Source organism: Caulobacter sp. Root1455 (assembly GCF_001426905.1).
Classification (GTDB): Bacteria; Pseudomonadota; Alphaproteobacteria; order Caulobacterales; family Caulobacteraceae; genus Caulobacter.
Genome location: NZ_LMFQ01000003.1, coordinates 86,592 through 104,815, shown reverse-complemented (window position 1 = coordinate 104,815; position 18,224 = coordinate 86,592). Strand labels below are relative to the sequence as shown.

Sequence of the window (18,224 nt, the reverse complement as noted above, 5' to 3'; positions counted from 1 at the left end):
GAGGCGGGTGTCTAGGCGCGTGGGGGGCAAAAGTCCAGTGGGCCCGCTGCCTCAGGCTCCCGTCCGCTCCCGGAAGAAGTCCAGCACCCGGCGGTGGACCTTCATGGTTTCGCCGTCCGGGTCGTCGCGGTTCAGGTGCAGGGTCAGCACCGAGTGCGGGGCGCGGCCCGTGCCCTTGCGGGCCGAGGCGTCGGACAGGGTGTGCAGCTCGGCCCGGGGCCCCAGCTCCCGCGCCAGGGTCTGGAAGCGAGCGCAGGGCACGATGGTGTCGCCTTCGAACCGCAGGGCCAGCAGCGACAGGTCCTCGGCCTCCATCCGCGCCTTGGCGGTCGCCAGCTCGGCCGGCGAACAGTCCAGCGCCGCCGCGCCCTTCTTGCCCAGCGGCAGCGAGGGCTGGGACAGCACCGGCGCCACCACCGACGGCTCGGTCATCATCGCCAGGGCGAAGCCGCCGGTGAAGCACATGCCCACCGCCCCCACGCCCTTGCCGCCGCATTCGGCGTGGGCCTTGCGCGCCAGGGCCCGCAGCCAGTCGACGATCGGGCTGGAGCGCCCGCCGGCCCAGGCGGTGAACTCACGGCGCACGCACAGGGTCTTGGCGATCACGCCGATCGCGTAGCCGGTCGAGACCGGTCGCCCGGGCTCGCCGAACAGGCTGGGGCAGAACACCGTCATGCCCTCGGCCGCCACGTCGCGGGCGAAGTCCAGGACCAGCGGATGCAGGCCGGGGATCTCGTGGATGACGATCACCGCCGGGCCGGAGCCGATGCGGTAGACGGGACGGGTCCAGCGCCCGTCGTCGAACTCGAACTTCGTGAACCCCGCCAGCGCCTCGCCCATGTCCGCCCCCTGCCTTGTTTGCGCGAGCATGGCACAGGGCGAACGCCGTTCTCAAAGGAAACCGTGGAGGACGCCAGCCGCGCCGCCTGGGGCGTATCAACATTCAAACCCGCCCCCCAATTATCCGTCATTCCCGCCCTTGTGGCGGGAACCCCTGGTTCAGTTGGCGGGACAGCGCCTTGGCGCGCTGGCGCGCCACACCACTGCACCTGCGACCGTGAGAGAGGTTCCCGCCACAAGGGCGGGAATGACGGGATGAAAAGGGGAACGGTCCAGAACCGAACCAAGCCGCCAGACGCGATGAATATCGACAGGCCCTAGCCCGGTCCGCTGCCGCCGCTCCAGTCCTCCATCGGGTCGGGCAGGCTGCCGTTCGGCAGCTTCCATTCGCCCCGGTACGAGAAGTCCAGCGTGCCGCACAGCCTGGCCTGGCCGCCCTTGGGGTCGTCGCCGAACGCCTGGACGCGCAGATCCCGGTGGATGGCCAGCTTGCTGAAGCTCAGCCACAGCCGCTTGGAACCCGGGCAGAAGGCGCGGATGTAGATCCTGCCCTGTTCGAACTTGGGATCGATCTCGTACAGCGCCGCGTCGGCGTCGCCACCGCTGATCGCCTTCAGTCCGCCGGGACCCAGGTCCTTTTCGCGGCCGTCGATCAGCCGCCCCTGGACGGGCACCCCTGTGGCCAGGACCTTCTCGATCCGCGTCCCGGTCAGCTTCTTGTCGAACAGCACCGTCAGGCCCGCCCCGGTCAGCCGCTTGGCGTCCGCCGAGATCGGATCGTAGGAGTACATCCTGCGCTCGGCGTGGGCCGCGCCCGCCGTCCCGGCCGCCAAGCACGTCAACACAAGGCCCAGAGCGACCTTCAGGCCTGTCTTGCGCACGGCCTTGCCCCCCGCCGACCTCACAGCTTCAGATGCCGCTTGGCCGTTTCGGGATCGAAGCCCGACAGCCGCCAGGTCCCGCCCTCCAGGGTGAAGGTCAGCAGGCAGGGGCCGGTCTTGGTCTTGGCCGCGCAGACCTGGTCGGAGCCGATGTAGCGCAGGCCGGCGGCGATGCTGATCCGGTCGGGGATCGGCTTGTCGGGGGTGTAGCCGTAATAGTCGGCCGCGTAGCGGAAGGTCTCGGGCCGGATCAACGCCTCGCCGGCGATGTCGGCGGCCGGGCCGGCCAGGGCGACGAGCGCCGCCTGCCAGCCGCCCAGGTTCGAGCCCCGCGCCTTGCGCACCAGCTGGCTTTCGATCTCGGCCTTCAGGGCCGGACGGTCGACGCGGGCGTCGAACGCGGCGTGGTCGTTGTTGCGGATCGCCACCAGCAGGGCGTGGACGTCGCCGGCCGCGTCGTAGCGGGTGGCCGTGGCGCAGGCCGACAGCGAGACGGCGGCGAGGCTGACGGCGAGGAGGGCTCGGATGCGCATGGCGTTAGGGTTAGGCCCGAAATCGGGCGAATTCCAGTCCGGGCGGCCGAGGTCAGAACTCCGGCGTACAGGCGGGCCGCTCGAGAACCTTGAAATCCGCCCGCACCACCAACCCTTCGGGCGGCACGGCCTCCCCCTTGACGAAGAACAGCAGGTTCTGCGGAAGCGCCATGTACTTCAGTTTCGGGTCGACCGTGATCGAACGGCACTCACCCGTCGGCGCGCAACGATAGACGCCGTGATCTTCCGCCGGAAAGTCTGGATGGAATTCCATCGAGATGACCTGCAGCCGGCTCTCCGCGGGCAAGGGCGCCTCGCCGCCGTCCGGCAGGGTAAGCGTGATCCGCAACGCGCCGCCGAAGCATGTGCCGGGAGGAATCGGGTGCGCGCAGCCGGCAAGACTGAAGACCGCCAGGGCGCCCAGAACACCTCTTCGCGCAGACCGCATGCCGTTCATGGCCGCCCCAGGGTCAAGAAAAAAGACGCGAGCCGGAGCCCGCGCCTTCAATCTTAAGCTGAAGTTTGATCGAACGCCTAGTCGAGTTGGCGCTTGATCTCCTCGACGGTGAAGCACTCGATGGTGTCGCCGACCTTGATGTCCTGGAAGCCGGCGAACATCATGCCGCACTCCTGGCCGGACGGGACCTCGTTGACCTCGTCCTTGAAGCGCTTGAGCGTCGCCAGGGTGCCCAGCTCCAGAACGACGATGTCGTTGCGGATGATCCGGACCTTGGCGCCCTTGCGGACCACGCCCTCGGTGACCTTACAGCCGGCGATCTTGCCGACCTTGGAGATGTCGAAGGCCTGCAGGACTTCGGCGTTGCCGAGGAAGGTTTCGCGCTGGATCGGGGCCAGCATGCCCGAGAGCACGCCTTTGATGTCGTCCAGCAGGTCGTAGATGATCGCGTAGTAGCGGATCTCGACGCCTTCGCGTTCGGCCAGCGCCCGCGCCTGGGCGGAAGCCCGGACGTTGAAGCCGATCAGCGGCGCGCCGGCGCCCTTGGCCAGCATCACGTCGCTTTCGCTGATCGCCCCGGCGCCCGACAGGATGATCCGCGCGCGGACCTCGTCGGTCGACATGGCGTCCAGCGAACCGATGATCGCCTCGGCCGAACCCTGCACGTCGGCTTTGATGACCAGCGGCAGCTCGCGGTACTTCTTGTCCTGCAGCTTGGCCATCATGTCGGCCATGCTGGTGGCGCCCGCGCCGACCGGGTGCATCGACTTCTCGCGCTTGAGACGGATGCGGTACTCGGTCAGTTCGCGCGCCCGGGCCTCGTTCTCGACGACCGCGAAGGGGTCGCCGGGCGAGGGCACGCCGTCCAGGCCGAGGATCTCGACCGGGGTGGCGGGACCGGCTTCGGTCAGTTGCTCGTTGCGCTCGTTCAGCAGGGCGCGAACCCGGCCGAACTGGCTGCCGGCCACGACGATGTCGCCGCGCTTCAGCGTGCCGCGCTTGACCAGCACGGTCGAAACCGCGCCGCGACCCTTGTCCAGCTTGGCCTCGATCACGACGCCGTCGGCGATGCGGTCGGGGTTGGCCTTCAGGTCCAGCACTTCGGCCTGCAGCAGGATGCGCTCGATCAGTTCGTCCAGGCCCTGGCCGGTCTTGGCCGAGACTTCGACGATCTGGGTGTCGCCGCCCAGGCTTTCCACGACGATCTCGTGTTGCAGCAGCTCGTTGACGACTCGCGTGGAGTCGGCGCCGGGCTTGTCCATCTTGTTGACGGCCACGATGATCGGCACTTCGGCGGCCTTGGCGTGTTTGATCGCCTCGATCGTCTGCGGCATGACGCCGTCGTCGCCGGCCACCACCAGGATCACCAGGTCGGTGATGTTGGCGCCGCGAGCCCGCATTTGCGAGAAGGCCGCGTGGCCCGGGGTGTCGAGGAAGGTGACCTTCTGGCCGTTTTCCAGACGCACCTGGTAGGCGCCGATGTGCTGGGTGATGCCGCCGTGCTCGCCGCCGGCCACGTCGGCCTTGCGCAGCGCGTCCAGCAGGCTGGTCTTGCCGTGGTCGACGTGACCCATGACGGTGACGACCGGGGGCCGGGGCTCCAGGTGATCGTCGATGTCCTCGGCGCCGATGAAGCCTTCTTCGACGTCGGCTTCCGACACGCGGCGGACGGTGTGGCCGAATTCGGTGGCCACCAGCTCGGCGGTGTCGTTGTCGATGACGTCGTTGATCTTCAGCATCACGCCCTGACGCATCAGGAACTTGATGATCTCGACACCGCGCACGGCCATCCGGTTGGACAGCTCCTGCACGGTGATGACGTCGGGAATGACCACTTCGCGGCTGACCTTGACGACGTCGGCGGGACCGCCGCGGCGCTTTTCCTTCTCACGTTCGCGGGCCCGGCGAACCGAGGCCAGCGAGCGCATGCGGTCGGCGGAATCTCCGTCGCCGGCCACGGTCTGGATGGTCAGGCGGCCTTCGCGGCGAACCGGCGCGCCCTTGGCGCGGCTGACGGCCTTGCCGGGGGCCGCGGCCTTGCGGCGGTCATCGTCCTCCTCGGGCTTGCGACCGATGTCGCTGCCGGGGCGGGGAGCCGAACGCGTGGCGCGCTGGATTTCGGGGGTGGCCGGAGCCGAGGCCGGGACGCCCGGACGGGCGCCGCGCGGACCGCCGGGACCCGGACGGGCGCCGGGCGCCGGGCGCGGGGCCAGGGCCGAGTAGCGGACGGTCTGGGTCGGACGGTCACCTTGCGGACGGTCGCCCTGGGGACGATCGCCTTGCGGACGATCGCCTTGCGGGCGGTCGTTGCGATAGCCGCCGGCGCCCTCGGGACGGGGACCGCGCGGCGGACCACCGGCGTCGGGACGCGGGGTGCGCTGGTTGTACGGGCCGTCCTGGCGCGGGGCGCGTTGGTTGAACGCCTGCGGGCGGTCGCCCTGGGGCCGATCGCCTTGCGGACGGTCGCCCTGGTGCGCGCCCGGACCCGGACGATAGGTGGTGGTCGACGAGCGGTCGTCGCGACGTTCGCGGCTGGGCTCGTAGGTGCGGGTCTGACCGGCGGCCGGCGGGGCGGCGGGGCGCGGAGCCTCGGCCCGAACCGGCGGCGCGGCCGGAGCCGGCGTCGGAGCCTGGGGCGCGGGAGCGGCCGGAGCCGGGGCCTGAGCCGTCGGGGCCGCGGGCGCTTGAGCGACCGGAGCCGCCGGAGCGGCGGGCGCTTCGGGTGCCGGGGTCGGCGCCGAGGCGGCCTTGGCGGTCGCGGCGGCCTTGGCGGCGGCTTCGCGAGCCGCGGCTTCGGCGGCCGCGGCGCGGGCCGCGGCGGCGTTGCGGTCGGCCGCCTGGCGTTCCTGCTGCTCACGAGCGGCTTCGATGGCGCGCTGGCGGGCCACCATCTCGCTCTGCGACAGACCACCGGCCGAACCGCCCCCTTGGCCGCCCCCTTGGGACGACTGCGGACGCGGGGCGTCGCCTTGGCGGCGCTCGGCCGAGGACGGCGCGGCGAGGTTGCCGGCCGGCTGCACGTGCGGACGCACGCGCTTGGTTTCAACCACCACCGTCTTGGTGCGGCCGTGGCTGAAGCTCTGCTTCACGACGCCGGCGCTGACAGACCCTTGACGGGGCTTCAGCGTGATGGGCGCTCGCCCGCCGGGGTTGGAACCAGGCCGACCGTTATCGTTCTCGTCGCTCATGCGCTCGCTTGTACTTCCGCCGGCGTGGGCCGGCCAAAAACCGTTTGATCCATGCGAGAAAGGGGCCTGGACGTACTTCCCAAAGGAAGCGCGTTTCCCGACCCTTCGCTCAGGAGCGGATCACGCTCCTCATTTCAAGTTCCAGACCTCTGTCGCCGACGAATGAAAGCCATTCGTCGAAGCCAGGGGCCTAGGGCTCCTCGCGCCAACTCGCCGACCAACTCGAGGGAAGGAGTGGGCGGAAGCCTGATAACCGCTCGACGTCCAAAGTCCAGCGATCAGTGCCGCGCCCGGCAAGGAGCGCCGTGTGTATCACATTCTCCCCACCCAAGGCCAAACCCAATTCGTCCGAGCTGAACATCCCGCAGATTTTGGGACTGTTCGGGGCCTTGTGGACCGCGGTGAGAATCTTTCGGCGACCGTCCCCAGCGCCGTCGGACGCCTCGATCAACCAGGCGGTCTTTCCCGAGGCCAGGGCCGCGGAGACCTTTTCGAAGCCTGAGATAATCGTTCCGCCGCGCCTTGCAAGCCCCAGACCGTCCAGAACCCGCTTGGTCAGCAGCCGTTCCACCTGGTCGGCCAGATCGGCCGGGGCGGTCAGCTTGGTCTTGGCCGAGCGCGAGAACAGCCCTTTCTTGGCGGCGGTCGTCACCGCCTCGCGGGTGGCGTCGACCCACATGCCGCGGCCAGGCAGCTTGCGCGCCACGTCCGGAACCACCGCGCCGTCGGGCCCGACCACGAACCGCACCAGGCGCGCCTCATCCGTCGCCTCGCCCAGGACGATGTCCTTGCGCAGGCGATTGGCTTCGGCGTGGGTCTTCGCCACGGGGGTATGGGGCGCGTCTGCGTCGGTCATGGGTCTCGAAAGGCGCCGGGCCTCCGACTTTCGTCGGAGGCCCGGATCTCAGATCAGTCTTCCTTGGTTTCTTCGGCCGGTTCGTCGGCGACGACCTCTTCCGAGACCTCGGCCGGCTCCTCGCCCGCCGCTTCCTCGAACTCGGCTTCTTCCTCGACATATTCCGGTTCAGGCGGAGCCTCGACCCAGCCCATGACGACGCGGGCGCGCATGATCAGCGCCTCGGCGTCCTCCGGCGACAGGTTGAAGCTGTCCAGGATGCCGGCTTCGCGCACGCGCTCGCCGTCCTTGGTCTCGAACCAGCCGCGCAGGTCGTCGGGGATCAGGCCGGCCAGGTCCTCGACCGACTTGACGTCGCCCTCGCCCAGGGCCACGGCCACGGGCAGGGTGACGCCTTCGATCTCGAGCAGGCTGTCCTCGACGCCCAGCTCCAGACGCTTGGCGTCCAGGGCGGCGGCTTCCTTTTCCAGGAATTCGCGCGCGCGGGTCTGCAGCTCGTCGGCGGTCTCGTCGTCGAAGCCCTCGATGGCCGCGATCTCATGCGGCTCGACATAGGCGACGTCCTCGACGGCCGCGAAGCCTTCGGTGACCAGCAGCTGGGCGATGACCTCGTCGACGTCCAGGGCTTCCTGGAACAGGGCCGTGCGCTCGGAGAACTCGCGCTGGCGGCGCTCGCTTTCCTGGCTTTCGGTCATGATGTCGATCTGCCAGCCGGTCAGCTGCGAGGCGAGGCGCACGTTCTGGCCGCGGCGGCCGATGGCCAGCGACAGCTGCTCGTCCGGCACCACGACTTCGACGCGCTCGTCTTCCTCGTCCATGACGACCTTGGAGACTTCGGCCGGGGCCAGGGCGTTGACGATGAAGGTCGCCTCGTCCTCGGACCACTGGATGATGTCGATCTTCTCGCCCTGCAGCTCGGCCACCACGGCCTGCACGCGCGAGCCGCGCATGCCGACGCAGGCGCCGACCGGGTCGATGCTGGAGTCGTTGGAGATCACGGCCATCTTGGCGCGCGAGCCCGGGTCGCGGGCCACGGCGCGAATCTCGATGACGCCGTCATAGACTTCCGGCACTTCCTGCGCGAACAGCTTGGCCATGAAGCCGCCGTGGGCGCGCGACAGCATGATCTGCGGACCCTTGGTCTCGCGACGGACGTCGTAGATGTAGGCGCGGATGCGGTCGCCGACGTTGAAGTTCTCGCGCGGGATCGACTGGTCGCGGCGCATGATGCCTTCGCCGCGGCCCAGGTCGACGATGACGTTGCCGTATTCGACGCGCTTGACGCTGCCGTTGACGATCTCGCCGGCGCGATCCTTGTACTCGTCGTACTGGCGCTCGCGCTCGGCTTCGCGGACCTTATGCATGACGACCTGGCGGGCCATCTGGGTCTGGACGCGGCCGATCTCGAACGGCGGCAGGCTTTCCTCGTAGATCTTGCCGACCTCGGCGTCGCGCCAGGTGCGCTTGGCCGACGACAGCTGGACCTTGCCGATCTCGCCTTCCAGCTCGAAGTCGTCCGACACGACCTCGATCACCCGCTTCTGGGTGGTCTCGCCGGTGCGCGGGTCGATCTTGACGCGGATGTCGTGCTCGGCGCCGTAGCGGGCGCGGGCGGCCTTCTGCAGCGCGTCCTCGATCGCCTCGATGACGACTTCCTTCTCGATGCCTTTTTCACGCGCGACCGCGTCGGCGATCTGCAGCAGCTCGAGGCGGTTGGCGGAGATGCCGATAGCCATGGTCAGTCCTCTTCACTTTCGGACAGGTCAATGTCGTCGGCGTGGTCTTCGCCGAGGTTTTCGTCCGCGTCGGCGCCATCGGCCCCAACGCGGGCGGCGCGCTGTTGGGCGCCCCGCTTCATCAGTTCGTCGTTCAACACCAGCTTGGCGTCGACAATCCATTCGAACGGGAAATAGACGGTGGTGTCGTCCTCGCCCTCGAGGTTCAGCCCCACCTGGCCGTCCTCGACGCCGGCCAGCTCGCCCTTGAAGCGCTTGCGGCCCTCGGCGACGCGGTCCAGCTCGATGCGGATCTCGAGGCCGGCATAGGTGTCGAAGTCCTTCAGCCGGGTCAGCGGGCGGTCGACGCCCGGGCTGGAGACTTCCAGGGTGTATTCGCCGGTGATCGGGTCGGCGGCGTCCATGATCTCGGAAATGGCGCGCGACAGCCTGGCGCAGTCCTCGACGTTCATGTCGCCGTCGGGACGCTCAGCCATGATCTGCAGGCGACGCTGCTCGGCCCCGCCCATCAGGCGCAGGCGGACGATCTCGTAGCCGACGGACTCGGCGACGGGATCCAGCAGTTCGACCAGACCGATATCTTCCTGCGTCTTGCCGCGCACGGTTCTCTCAACTCGTTGGCGGCCGCCCGACGCTCGACAAAAGCCAAGCTGGCGAACGGCCAAAGAAAAAGCGGCAGCCTTTCGGGCCGCCGCTCGAAAGCGCTATCAGCGCTGACGGACGATGTAGGAGCTATATAGCGCGATGTTTGGGCCGTTGGAAGCCCCCGCCGTCGCGAGGCGTCGTCGCCCCTTCCGCATTGCAGCACTTGTGGCCTATAAGCGCCCCCGCGCAGGCCCGCCTCCCCGCGGGACCTCTCCCACACGAAGAGTCACAATGGACCTCTCCAAGATCGCCGTCGGCGTGAACCCGCCGTACGACCTGAACGCCGTCATCGAGATCCCGCAAGGCGGCGAGCCGGTGAAGTACGAGATCGACAAGGCCAGCGGCGCGCTGATGGTCGACCGCTTCCTGCACACGGCGATGTTCTACCCGGCCAATTACGGCTTCATCCCCCACACCCTGGCCGACGACGGCGACCCGGCCGACATCATGGTCGTGGGCCCGACCCCGGTGGTGCCCGGCGCGATCATCCGCTGCCGCCCGATCGGCGCCCTGATGATGGTCGACGAGGCCGGTTGCGACGAAAAGATCCTGGCCGTGCCGGTCGACAAGCTGCACCCGTTCTATACGGGCGTGTCCAGCTGGCGCGACCTGCCGGTGATCCTGACCGAGCAGATCGCCCACTTCTTCCAGCACTACAAGGATCTGGAAAAGGGCAAGTCGACCAAGATCACCGGCTGGGCCGATCCGGAGGAAACCGCCGAGATCATCCGCGCGGCGATCAAGCGGCACGACGAAAGCTACTGATTTGGATTTCTTCCCTCCCCTTTATGGGGAGGGGGACCAGCGAAGCTGGTGGGTGGGATCCGCTGACTCGGCAAGCCCCCACCCGACCCTGGCTCCGCCAGGGCCACCCTCCCCGCAAGGGGGAGGGACGAACTCAAGTTCGAACAAAATCCAGGAACACCGGCGCACAGTCGCCCAGCTTCTTTTCCTCGTAGCGGGTGGTCACGTGGTCGGCCGGCGCGGCGTTGCGGTCGGCGTCGGGCTCGGCGAAGCGGAAGGCCGGGTCGGCCAGCACCCGCTCGACCGTCCACTCGGCGTAGTCGGCCCAGTCGGTGGCGAAGCGGAAGGCCGCGCCGGGCTTCAACACCCGCGCCAGCTCGGCCACGAAGGCCGGCTGGATCAGGCGGCGCTTGTTGTGCCGAGCCTTGTGCCAGGGGTCGGGGAACATGATGAAAAGGCGGTCCACCGAGGCGTCCGGCAACCAGCCGACCACGTCGCGGGCGTCGCCCTCGTGGATGCGGACGTTCTTGAGCGCCTGCTCCTCGACGTGACGCACGGCGCTGGCCACGCCGTTGACGAAGGGCTCGGCCCCGATCACCAGCACGTCGGGGCGCTTGCCGGCCTGGGCGGCCATGTGCTCGCCGCCGCCGAAACCGATCTCCAGCCAGACTTCCCTGGCCTCGGGCATCAGGTCGCGAGGCTGGAACGGCGCGGCCGGCACGGCGATCGTCGGCAACAGGCTGTCGAGCAAGGCCTGCTGACGCGGCTTCACCGGCCGAGACTTCAGGCGGCCGAACGAGCGCAGCGGCCCGTGGGGCTGTTGGGGATTGGTCATGGGCGGGGTCTTAGCGGTGATCCTCATAAGAGGCCAGCGGCGCCGCCTGGCGTCCTTCGAGGCCCGCCGCGCGGGCGCCTCGGGATGAGGAATTCAGAAACGCACAAACATCCTCATCCTGAGGTGCGAGGCGAAGCGGAGCCTCGAAGGACGCACGGCCTCAACGAGAACGGGCCCCGATCGGATGATCGAGGCCCGCTCCGGTAGATCTGGAAGGGGTGAGGCCTACGCCAGGCCCTTCAGCTCCGACACCAGGTCGGTCTTCTCCCAGGAGAAGCCGCCTTCGTTGTCCGGCGTGCGGCCGAAGTGGCCGTAGGCGGCGGTGCGGGCGTAGATCGGCTTGTTCAGCTGCAGGTGCTCGCGGATCGAGCGCGGGGTGGCGCCGCCGATCAGTTGCGGCAGCAGCTTTTCCAGCGCTTCCGGATCGACCTTGCCGGTGCCGTGCAGGTCGACATGGAACGACACGGGCTGGGCCACGCCGATGGCGTAGGCGATCTGGATGGTGCAGCGGTCGGCCAGACCCGCGGCCACGACGTTCTTGGCCAGGTAGCGACAGGCATAGGCGGCCGAGCGGTCGACCTTGGTCGGATCCTTGCCCGAGAACGCGCCGCCGCCGTGCGGAGCCGCGCCGCCGTAGGTGTCGACGATGATCTTGCGGCCAGTGACGCCGGCGTCGCCGTCCGGACCGCCGATCTCGAAGCGGCCGGTCGGATTGATCAGCCACTGGGTCTTCTTGGTGATCAGGCCTTCCGGGAAGATCGGCAGGATGTGCGGCTTGATCAGGTCCAGCACGCGCTTGGAGGTCGCGGCCTTGCCGTCGATCTTCTTCTTGTGCTGGTGCGACACGACGATCGAAACGACGCGGACCGGCTTGCCGGCGGCGTCGTATTCCAGGGTCACCTGGCTCTTGGCGTCGGGCTCCAGCTCGTGCAGCTCGCCGCTGTGGCGCAGCTGAGCCAGGCGGCTGAGGATGTTGTGGCTGTATTGCAGGGTGGCCGGCATCAGCTCCGGGGTCTCGGTGCTGGCGTAGCCGAACATGATGCCCTGGTCGCCGGCGCCTTCGTCCTTCTTGTCCGAGGCGTCCACGCCCTGGGCGATATGAGCCGACTGGCCGTGCAGGTAGTTGGCGTACTTGGCCTTCTCCCAGTGGAAGCCCTTCTGCTCGTAGCCGATGTCCTTGATCGCGGCCCGGACCTTGGGCTCCAGCGACTTGATGATGTCCTTGGTCAGCTGCTTGTTGGCGGCCTTGTCACCGCCGGGCTTGCCGGCCCGGACCTCGCCCGCCAGGACGATGCGGTTGGTGGTGACCAGGGTCTCGCAGGCGACGCGCGCTTCGGGATCGGCGCTCAGGAAGGCGTCGACGACGGTGTCGCTGATCCGGTCGGCGACCTTGTCCGGATGACCTTCGGAAACGCTTTCACTGGTGAAGATGTAAGAAGAACGGCTCAAGGGTCAGCTCCGGACATGACATCGCCCGCACGGACGATCTGCCCGAGGGACCACGTGAACATATAAAGATATGTTTATGTCCGCAAGCCGCCCTGTCCGGCTTTCGCCGGATCAGGGCCAGGATCAGGCTTCCGGTTCTTCCTCGATCATGTCCTCGGCCATCGAGCGGACGAGGTCCAGGATGCGCCGGCGCACGCGGGACTTGCCGATGCGCGGGAACAGCGCGGCCAGCTCCAGACCTTCCGGGGTCATCAGGAAGTCGTGCACGAACTGTTCCGAACCGTTTTCCTCGAAACCCTCGAGGTCCGTGGGATCGGCCAGGCCTTCGAAGAAGTAGGACACCGAAGACTGCAGGCTCTTGGCGATCTCGTAGAGCTTGGACGCGCTGACGCGGTTGGCGCCCCGCTCGTACTTCTGCACCTGCTGGAAGGTCAGGCCGAGATCATCCGCCAAACGCTCTTGGCTGACGCCGAGGATCTTACGCCGCATGCGGATCCGGGCGCCGACGTGCAGGTCGACCGGATTGGGAGAGCGTTCTTGGTCAGGAATCGTGTTCATGCCGTTTCAATCACTGGGAGGAAGCCACGGGTATCTGGAAGCTTGTCTGTTTCAATTTACGACCTTTTCCAAGCGTCGACTTCCTGAAACGCGAATCGCGGCGGCAAATGAAACCAAAAGCAGCACCCCGAACGGCCAGTGCCCAAGCTTGGAGAACAAGGTCGGCGATCCGATATACGGTACATTACCGTCGATCACCCCTGATTCGCCAAGTTTCAAGCGCTCGCCGTGCAAAATTCTTCCCTGAGCGTCGATCAGGGCGGAAACGCCGGTCGGGGTCGCCCGGATGATCGGCGTTCCGGTTTCGATGGCGCGATAGCTGGCCAGGTTCAGGTGCTGCAACGGGCCGGAGGTGACTCCGAACCAGGCGTCGTTCGAGACATTGACGATGGCGCGCACGCCGGGAACCGGCTTGGCCAGGCGCGGGAACAGGCTTTCGTAGCAGATCAGCGGCTGGATCAGCAGGTCCGGAGCCACACGCAGCGGCGCGGGTTCGGGACCGGTGGCGAAGCCTTCGCCCAGATGGGCCATGCTCTTGACGCCCAGCTTGGTCATCAGGGCGTCGGCGGGCAGATATTCCCCGAACGGCACCAGGCGGTGCTTGTCGTAGATCCCGACCACCACGACGTCGTCGGCCGTGCGGCGCAGGGCGACCAGACTGTTGTAATAGACCGGCTTGTCGGGCGTTCCCTCGTAGCGGTAGCCGCCGATCAGCATCAGCTGGCCGGGCTGGAGGGCGTCGACGATCGCCTGCCGCACCCAGCTGCCGGGGACCATGTAGTCGTTGATGGCCAGCGGCAGGGCGCCCTCGGGCCAGACCACGATGTCGGCGGGCTTGCCCGCGTAGGGCTTGGCGGTCAGCGAGACATAGGCCTGGACGATCTGGCCGAAGCGCTCGGCGTCCCACTTGGACTCCTGGGGAATGTCGGCCTGGACGATGCGGACCCTCGTCGGCGCGTGGACCTCGGTGTCGCGCGGCCGCGCGAGATGGGCGGCGCCGCCGGCGTAAAGGAGGGCCAGGCCGCCGACGGCCGCGCCGACCGCGATCCGTCCCCGCCTGCCGTCGCGCCACACGGCCGGCGCCGCCGCGATGGCCAGGGTGATCCAGGTCAGGCCGTAGGCGCCGACCAGAGCGGCGGCCTGGGAGGGCGCCGAGCCGGCCCGCCAGGTCTCGCCCGGCAGGTTCCAGGGAAAGCCGGTCAGGATGTGGCCGCGCGTCCATTCCAGCACCGCGAAGGCCCCGGCGAACACCAGCAGCCGCCGCACGCCGGCGGGGCGGATCAGGCGATAGAGCACCGCCGCCAGGCCCCAGAACAGCGCCATGCCCGCGGCCATGGCGGCCACCGCGAACGGGGCCATCCAGCCCTGGTTGGCGGCGTCGACCATGAAGGCCTCGGCGATCCACCATGTGCCCAGGGCGAAGTAGCTCAAGCCCATCAGCCAGCCGCGCAGGAAGGCCGAGCGCAGGGGGCGCGGTCCGTCGACGGCGTCCAGCAGCCACAGCAGCGCCGCGTAGCCCAGCAGGCCGGGCAGGATCCCGAACGGCGGATGGGCTAGGGCCGCGGCGAGGCCGGCGGCCAGGGCCAGTCCCCGCGCCCGCCACGGCGTCAGCTTCGGCAGGGCCGGCAGGTTCACGAAGCGGCCATCCGCCCGGGCGGTTCAGCCGCCTCCACGACGGCCGCCGGCCGCACCCGCACCCGGCGCACGCGGCGCGGATCGGCCTCGACGACCTCCAGGTCGAAGCCGGCGGGGTGGGCGATCACCTCGCCCCGCTGCGGCACGCGGCCCGCCAGGGCCACGACCAGGCCGGCGACGGTGTCGATGTCCTCTTCCATGTCCGGCGGGGCCAGGTCGCGGTCGAGGGCGGCTTCCAGATCCTCCAGCGGCGCGCGGGCGTCGACCTCGAACAGCCCGCCCGGGCGGGCGACGATGCTGGAGACCTGGGCGTCGTCGTGCTCGTCGTCGATCTCGCCGACCACCGCCTCGATCAGGTCCTCCATGGTCACCAGGCCGTCGGTGCCGCCGAACTCGTCGATGACCAGGGCCATGTGGATGCGGCTGGTGCGCATGCGCAGCAGCAGGTCGGCGGCCCGCATCGAGGCCGGCACGTACAGGGCCTCGCGCCGCAGCCGGTGCAGGATCTGGTCGCCGGAGGCCGGACGCTTCTGGTCGCTGGCCAGCAGGCGGAACACGTCCTTGACGTGGACCACGCCCACCGGGTCGTCCAGCGTCTCGCGATAGATCGGCATCCGCGAATGCTCGGCCTCGGTGAACTGGGCCACCACCGCCTCGAACGGCGCGCCCACCTCGACGGCGACGATGTCGGCGCGCGGGGTCATCACGTCGGCCACCCGCAGGCTCTGGAAGGCCTCGGCCTGGTCGACCATGTCGACCTCGTGGACCAGGGCGGAGTCAGCCGAGCGCGTGGCCTCGGACAGGCGCGGCGCCCCCCGGCCGGCCAGGTCCTTGCGCATCTTGCGAAAGAACGCCCGCACGCCCCGGCTCAGGCGAGCCGAACCGGCGGGCGAGGAACTCTGGTCGTCGCTGGGCATGCCCTGGCTTGGTTATCCCTTTGGGGACGGCGGGTCGGCGTAGGGGTCCGGAATGTCCAAGCCCGCGAGGATCTCGCGCTCGAACGCTTCCATGGCCTCGGCCTCGGCGTCGTCCTGATGGTCGTATCCTAAGAGATGAAGCACCCCGTGCGCCACCAGATGTTGCAAATGATGCGCAAGCGGCTTGCCCTGCTCGGCCGCTTCGCGCCGACAGACGCCGAAAGCCAGGGCGATGTCGCCGATCTGGCCCTCCGGATTTGGCGGCGAGGGGAAGGACAGGACGTTGGTCGCGTAGTCCTTCTGGCGGAAGTCGCGGTTCAGCGCCTGGACGCTGTCGTCGTCGGCCAGCAGGATGACGATGCCGTGGCCCTCGATGGCCTCGTGGGCGTCCAGCACCGCCTGGGCGGCGCGCCAGACCAGGGCCTCGACGTCTGGCTCGGCCTGGATCCAGGCCTCGTCCTCGATCTCGATGTCGACCGTGATCATTGGGAAGCGATGGCCATCTAGCGCGTCGTCGTCTGCAGGGCGTCGGCGTCGTAGGCCTTGACGATGCGCTCGACCAGCGGGTGGCGCACCACGTCGGCCGAGGTGAAGCGCGACACCGCCACGCCCTCGACGCCCTCCAGGATCGACACAGCGTGGGCCAGGCCGGAATCGCGGGGATTGAGCAGGTCGACCTGGGTCGGATCGCCGGTCACCACCATCCGCGCGCCCTCGCCCAGGCGGGTCAGGACCATCTTCATCTGCAGGCGCGAGCAGTTCTGGGCCTCGTCGACGATGACGAACGCATGAGCCAGGGTGCGGCCGCGCATGAAGGCGATCGGGGCGACCTCGATCTCCAGCTTCTCGCGACGGCGGCGCAGCTGGTCGGCGCCCATGATGTCGGTCAGGGCCTCCCAGACGGGGGCCATGTAGGGGTCGACCTTCTCGTTCAGGTCGCCCGGCAGGAAACCCAGCTTCTCGCCGGCCTCGACGGCGGGACGGGTGACGATCAGCCGATCGACCTCGCCGCGCAGCAGCATGCCCGCGCCGTGGGCCACGGCCAGGAAGGTCTTGCCGGTGCCCGCGGGACCCAGGCCAAAGCACAGCGGATGGCTGGTCATGGCCTCCATGTACTTGGCCTGGCCCTTGGTCTTGGGCGAGACCGAACCCTTGCGCACGGCGCGCGGCGAGGCCTGGCCCGACGCGCTGTGAGCCTCGCCCACGGCCACCCGGACGTCGGCCTCGACCACCTCGTCGTCGGCGTCGGCCCGGTGGGCCAGGGCCTGGATCGCCCGCTTGGCGCTGGAGCGCGCCTTGACGTCGCCGGTGATCGTCACCCCGCCGCCCGGGGTCTCGATCAGCACCTTGAAGGCGTCCTCGATCAGGGCGGCGTGACGGCCGTTCGGGCCGGAAACGGCGCGGACGGCGGTGTCGGACAGGGGCAGGAACTCGGGCGTACGGCTCAAACGGACTCCAGGATGACTTGGCTTTCGAGCACGCCGCCCAGGCTCATCTTGGCCGACGACTCGATGCGGACGGGAACGATCTGGCCCAGCAGGCTGTCGGGGCCCACCGCGTGCACCGCTTGCAGATAGGGACTGCGGCCGACGATTTGACCGGGGTTGCGACCTTTTTTCTCGAACAGCACCGGCATGACCTTGCCGACCTGCAGCGCGTTGAAGGCCTTCTGCTGTTCGTCGAGCAGGGCGTTCAGGCGATCCAGACGCTCGGCCTTGACCGTTTCGTCCACCTGGCCGGGCATGGCCGAGGCCGGCGTGCCGGGGCGGCGCGAGTATTTGAACGAGAAGGCCGAGGCGAAGCCGACCTCGCGGACCAGCTCCAGCGTCTTCTCGAAATCGCCGTCGCGCTCGCCGGGGAAGCCGACGATGAAATCGCCGCTCATGGCGATGTCGGGCCGGGCGGCGCGGATCTTCTCGATCAGCCGCACATAGCTTTCGGCCGTGTGGTCGCGGTTCATGGCCTTGAGGATCTTGTCCGACCCGGCCTGCACCGGCAGGTGCAGATAGGGCATCAGTTCGGGCAGCTCGCCGTGGGCCGCGATCAGGTCGTCGCCCATGTCGCGCGGGTGGCTGGTGGTGTAGCGGATGCGATCGAGGCCCGGGATCTTGGCCAGACGACGGACCAGCCTGGCCAGGGTGTAGCCGCCGCCGTCATAGGCGTTGACGTTCTGGCCCAGCAGGGTGACCTCGCGCACGCCCTGGTCGGCCAGGCGCTTGGCCTCGTCCTCGATGGCCTCGGGCGGCCGCGACCACTCCCCGCCCCGGGTGTAGGGCACCACGCAGAAGGTGCAGAACTTGTCGCAGCCCTCCTGCACGGTCAGGAACGCGGTGACGCCGTTGACCTGGCGCTCGGCCGGCAGGGCGTCGAACTTCTCGTCGGCGGCGAAGTCGGCGGAGAGGCGCTCGCCGGTCGCCCGATGGGCGCGGGCGATCAGCTCGGGCAGCTGGTGATAGGCCTGGGGCCCGACCACCAGGTCGACCGCCGGCTGGCGATGCATGATCTCCTTGCCCTCGGCCTGGGCCACGCAGCCGGCCACGGCGATGGTCATCTTGCCGCCGGCCTCGGCCTTGCGGTTCTTCATCTGCTTGATGTAGCCGAGCTCGGAATAGACCTTCTCGGTGGCCTTCTCGCGGATGTGGCAGGTGTTGAGCACCACCAGATCGGCCCCTTCGGGATCGTCGACCACGCCATAGCCCAGCGGACGCAGGACATCGGCCATGCGCTCGCTGTCATAGACGTTCATCTGACAGCCGTAGGTCTTGATATAGAGGCGCTTTTGCGGGGTCTCGCTCATGCGGCGAGGTTATGGGCGCGAGGGGGCGACCTTGCAAGGACGCGGGCGCCACACCCTTGCCCCCTCCGGGCCTTCGGCCCTCCTCCCCCATGGGGGGAAGAGGAGTCGCGTGGCGGTCCTCCGCCCCCTATGGGGGCGGACAGGCGGCGAAGC

At 68.8% G+C, this 18,224-nt stretch carries 17 protein-coding genes; 1 reads left to right on the top strand and 16 read right to left on the bottom strand.

Annotated features, from left to right (window positions below):
• Nucleotides 1–51: 51 nt before the first annotated feature.
• The 8 genes from ASD21_RS03890 to rimP form a co-directional block, all read right to left on the bottom strand.
• The gene (locus ASD21_RS03890; RefSeq protein ID WP_082554616.1) at nt 52–840 is read right to left on the bottom strand and encodes a dienelactone hydrolase family protein; all 789 of its coding nucleotides are present in this window, start codon (nt 838–840) and stop codon (nt 52–54) included.
• A 317-nt stretch (nt 841–1,157) separates the two neighbouring features.
• Nucleotides 1,158–1,721, bottom strand: a complete 564-nt coding sequence (locus ASD21_RS03885) for a hypothetical protein (RefSeq protein ID WP_056437130.1) — start codon at nt 1,719–1,721, stop codon at nt 1,158–1,160.
• A 20-nt stretch (nt 1,722–1,741) separates the two neighbouring features.
• Nucleotides 1,742–2,254, bottom strand: a complete 513-nt coding sequence (locus ASD21_RS03880) for a DUF2939 domain-containing protein (RefSeq protein ID WP_056437053.1) — start codon at nt 2,252–2,254, stop codon at nt 1,742–1,744.
• A gap of 52 nt (nt 2,255–2,306) precedes the next feature.
• The gene (locus tag ASD21_RS03875; RefSeq protein ID WP_056437051.1) at nt 2,307–2,711 is read right to left on the bottom strand and encodes a hypothetical protein; all 405 of its coding nucleotides are present in this window, start codon (nt 2,709–2,711) and stop codon (nt 2,307–2,309) included.
• A 77-nt stretch (nt 2,712–2,788) separates the two neighbouring features.
• Entirely contained in the window at nt 2,789–5,899 is a 3,111-nt protein-coding gene (gene infB / locus ASD21_RS03870; RefSeq protein ID WP_056437048.1) for a translation initiation factor IF-2, read from the bottom strand.
• 190 nt (nt 5,900–6,089) lie between these two features.
• Nucleotides 6,090–6,755 (bottom strand): RNA-binding protein, encoded by a 666-nt coding sequence (locus ASD21_RS03865; RefSeq protein WP_056437047.1) that lies wholly within the window; start codon nt 6,753–6,755, stop codon nt 6,090–6,092.
• Between the two features lie 53 nt (nt 6,756–6,808).
• Complete coding sequence (nusA, locus tag ASD21_RS03860) at nt 6,809–8,491, bottom strand: transcription termination factor NusA (RefSeq protein WP_056437046.1); 1,683 nt, start codon at nt 8,489–8,491, stop codon at nt 6,809–6,811.
• Nucleotides 8,492–8,493: 2 nt separating this feature from the next.
• Nucleotides 8,494–9,093, bottom strand: coding sequence for a ribosome maturation factor RimP (gene rimP, locus ASD21_RS03855; protein WP_056437044.1), 600 nt, complete (start codon nt 9,091–9,093; stop codon nt 8,494–8,496).
• A 274-nt stretch (nt 9,094–9,367) separates the two neighbouring features.
• Between rimP and ppa the strand changes: the two genes are divergently transcribed.
• Nucleotides 9,368–9,901, top strand: coding sequence for an inorganic diphosphatase (ppa, locus tag ASD21_RS03850; RefSeq protein WP_056437041.1), 534 nt, complete (start codon nt 9,368–9,370; stop codon nt 9,899–9,901).
• A gap of 133 nt (nt 9,902–10,034) precedes the next feature.
• Here ppa and trmB read toward each other — a convergent pair whose 3' ends face one another.
• From trmB to miaB, 8 genes are all read right to left on the bottom strand, one after another.
• Nucleotides 10,035–10,715 (bottom strand): tRNA (guanosine(46)-N7)-methyltransferase TrmB, encoded by a 681-nt coding sequence (gene trmB / locus ASD21_RS03845; protein ID WP_056437127.1) that lies wholly within the window; start codon nt 10,713–10,715, stop codon nt 10,035–10,037.
• 225 nt (nt 10,716–10,940) lie between these two features.
• A complete protein-coding gene (gene metK / locus ASD21_RS03840; protein ID WP_056437040.1) occupies nt 10,941–12,164 on the bottom strand; it encodes a methionine adenosyltransferase in 1,224 nt (407 codons plus the stop codon).
• Nucleotides 12,165–12,287: 123 nt separating this feature from the next.
• Nucleotides 12,288–12,722 carry a helix-turn-helix domain-containing protein gene (locus tag ASD21_RS03835; protein WP_056437038.1) on the bottom strand — a complete coding sequence of 145 codons (435 nt, stop codon included), beginning with the start codon at nt 12,720–12,722 and terminating at the stop codon, nt 12,288–12,290.
• A gap of 51 nt (nt 12,723–12,773) precedes the next feature.
• Nucleotides 12,774–14,357 (bottom strand): apolipoprotein N-acyltransferase, encoded by a 1,584-nt coding sequence (lnt, locus tag ASD21_RS03830; RefSeq protein ID WP_056437036.1) that lies wholly within the window; start codon nt 14,355–14,357, stop codon nt 12,774–12,776.
• On the bottom strand, nt 14,354–15,274 hold the full coding sequence (locus ASD21_RS03825; RefSeq protein WP_056437032.1) for a hemolysin family protein: 921 nt from the start codon (nt 15,272–15,274) through the stop codon (nt 14,354–14,356). Before ASD21_RS03825 ends, lnt begins: the two co-directional genes overlap by 4 nt.
• A gap of 12 nt (nt 15,275–15,286) precedes the next feature.
• A complete protein-coding gene (gene ybeY / locus ASD21_RS03820; RefSeq protein ID WP_162250204.1) occupies nt 15,287–15,745 on the bottom strand; it encodes an rRNA maturation RNase YbeY in 459 nt (152 codons plus the stop codon).
• Between the two features lie 32 nt (nt 15,746–15,777).
• On the bottom strand, nt 15,778–16,722 hold the full coding sequence (locus ASD21_RS03815; RefSeq protein ID WP_056437028.1) for a PhoH family protein: 945 nt from the start codon (nt 16,720–16,722) through the stop codon (nt 15,778–15,780).
• Nucleotides 16,719–18,071 (bottom strand): tRNA (N6-isopentenyl adenosine(37)-C2)-methylthiotransferase MiaB, encoded by a 1,353-nt coding sequence (gene miaB / locus ASD21_RS03810; protein WP_056437026.1) that lies wholly within the window; start codon nt 18,069–18,071, stop codon nt 16,719–16,721. Before miaB ends, ASD21_RS03815 begins: the two co-directional genes overlap by 4 nt.
• Nucleotides 18,072–18,224: the final 153 nt, after the last annotated feature.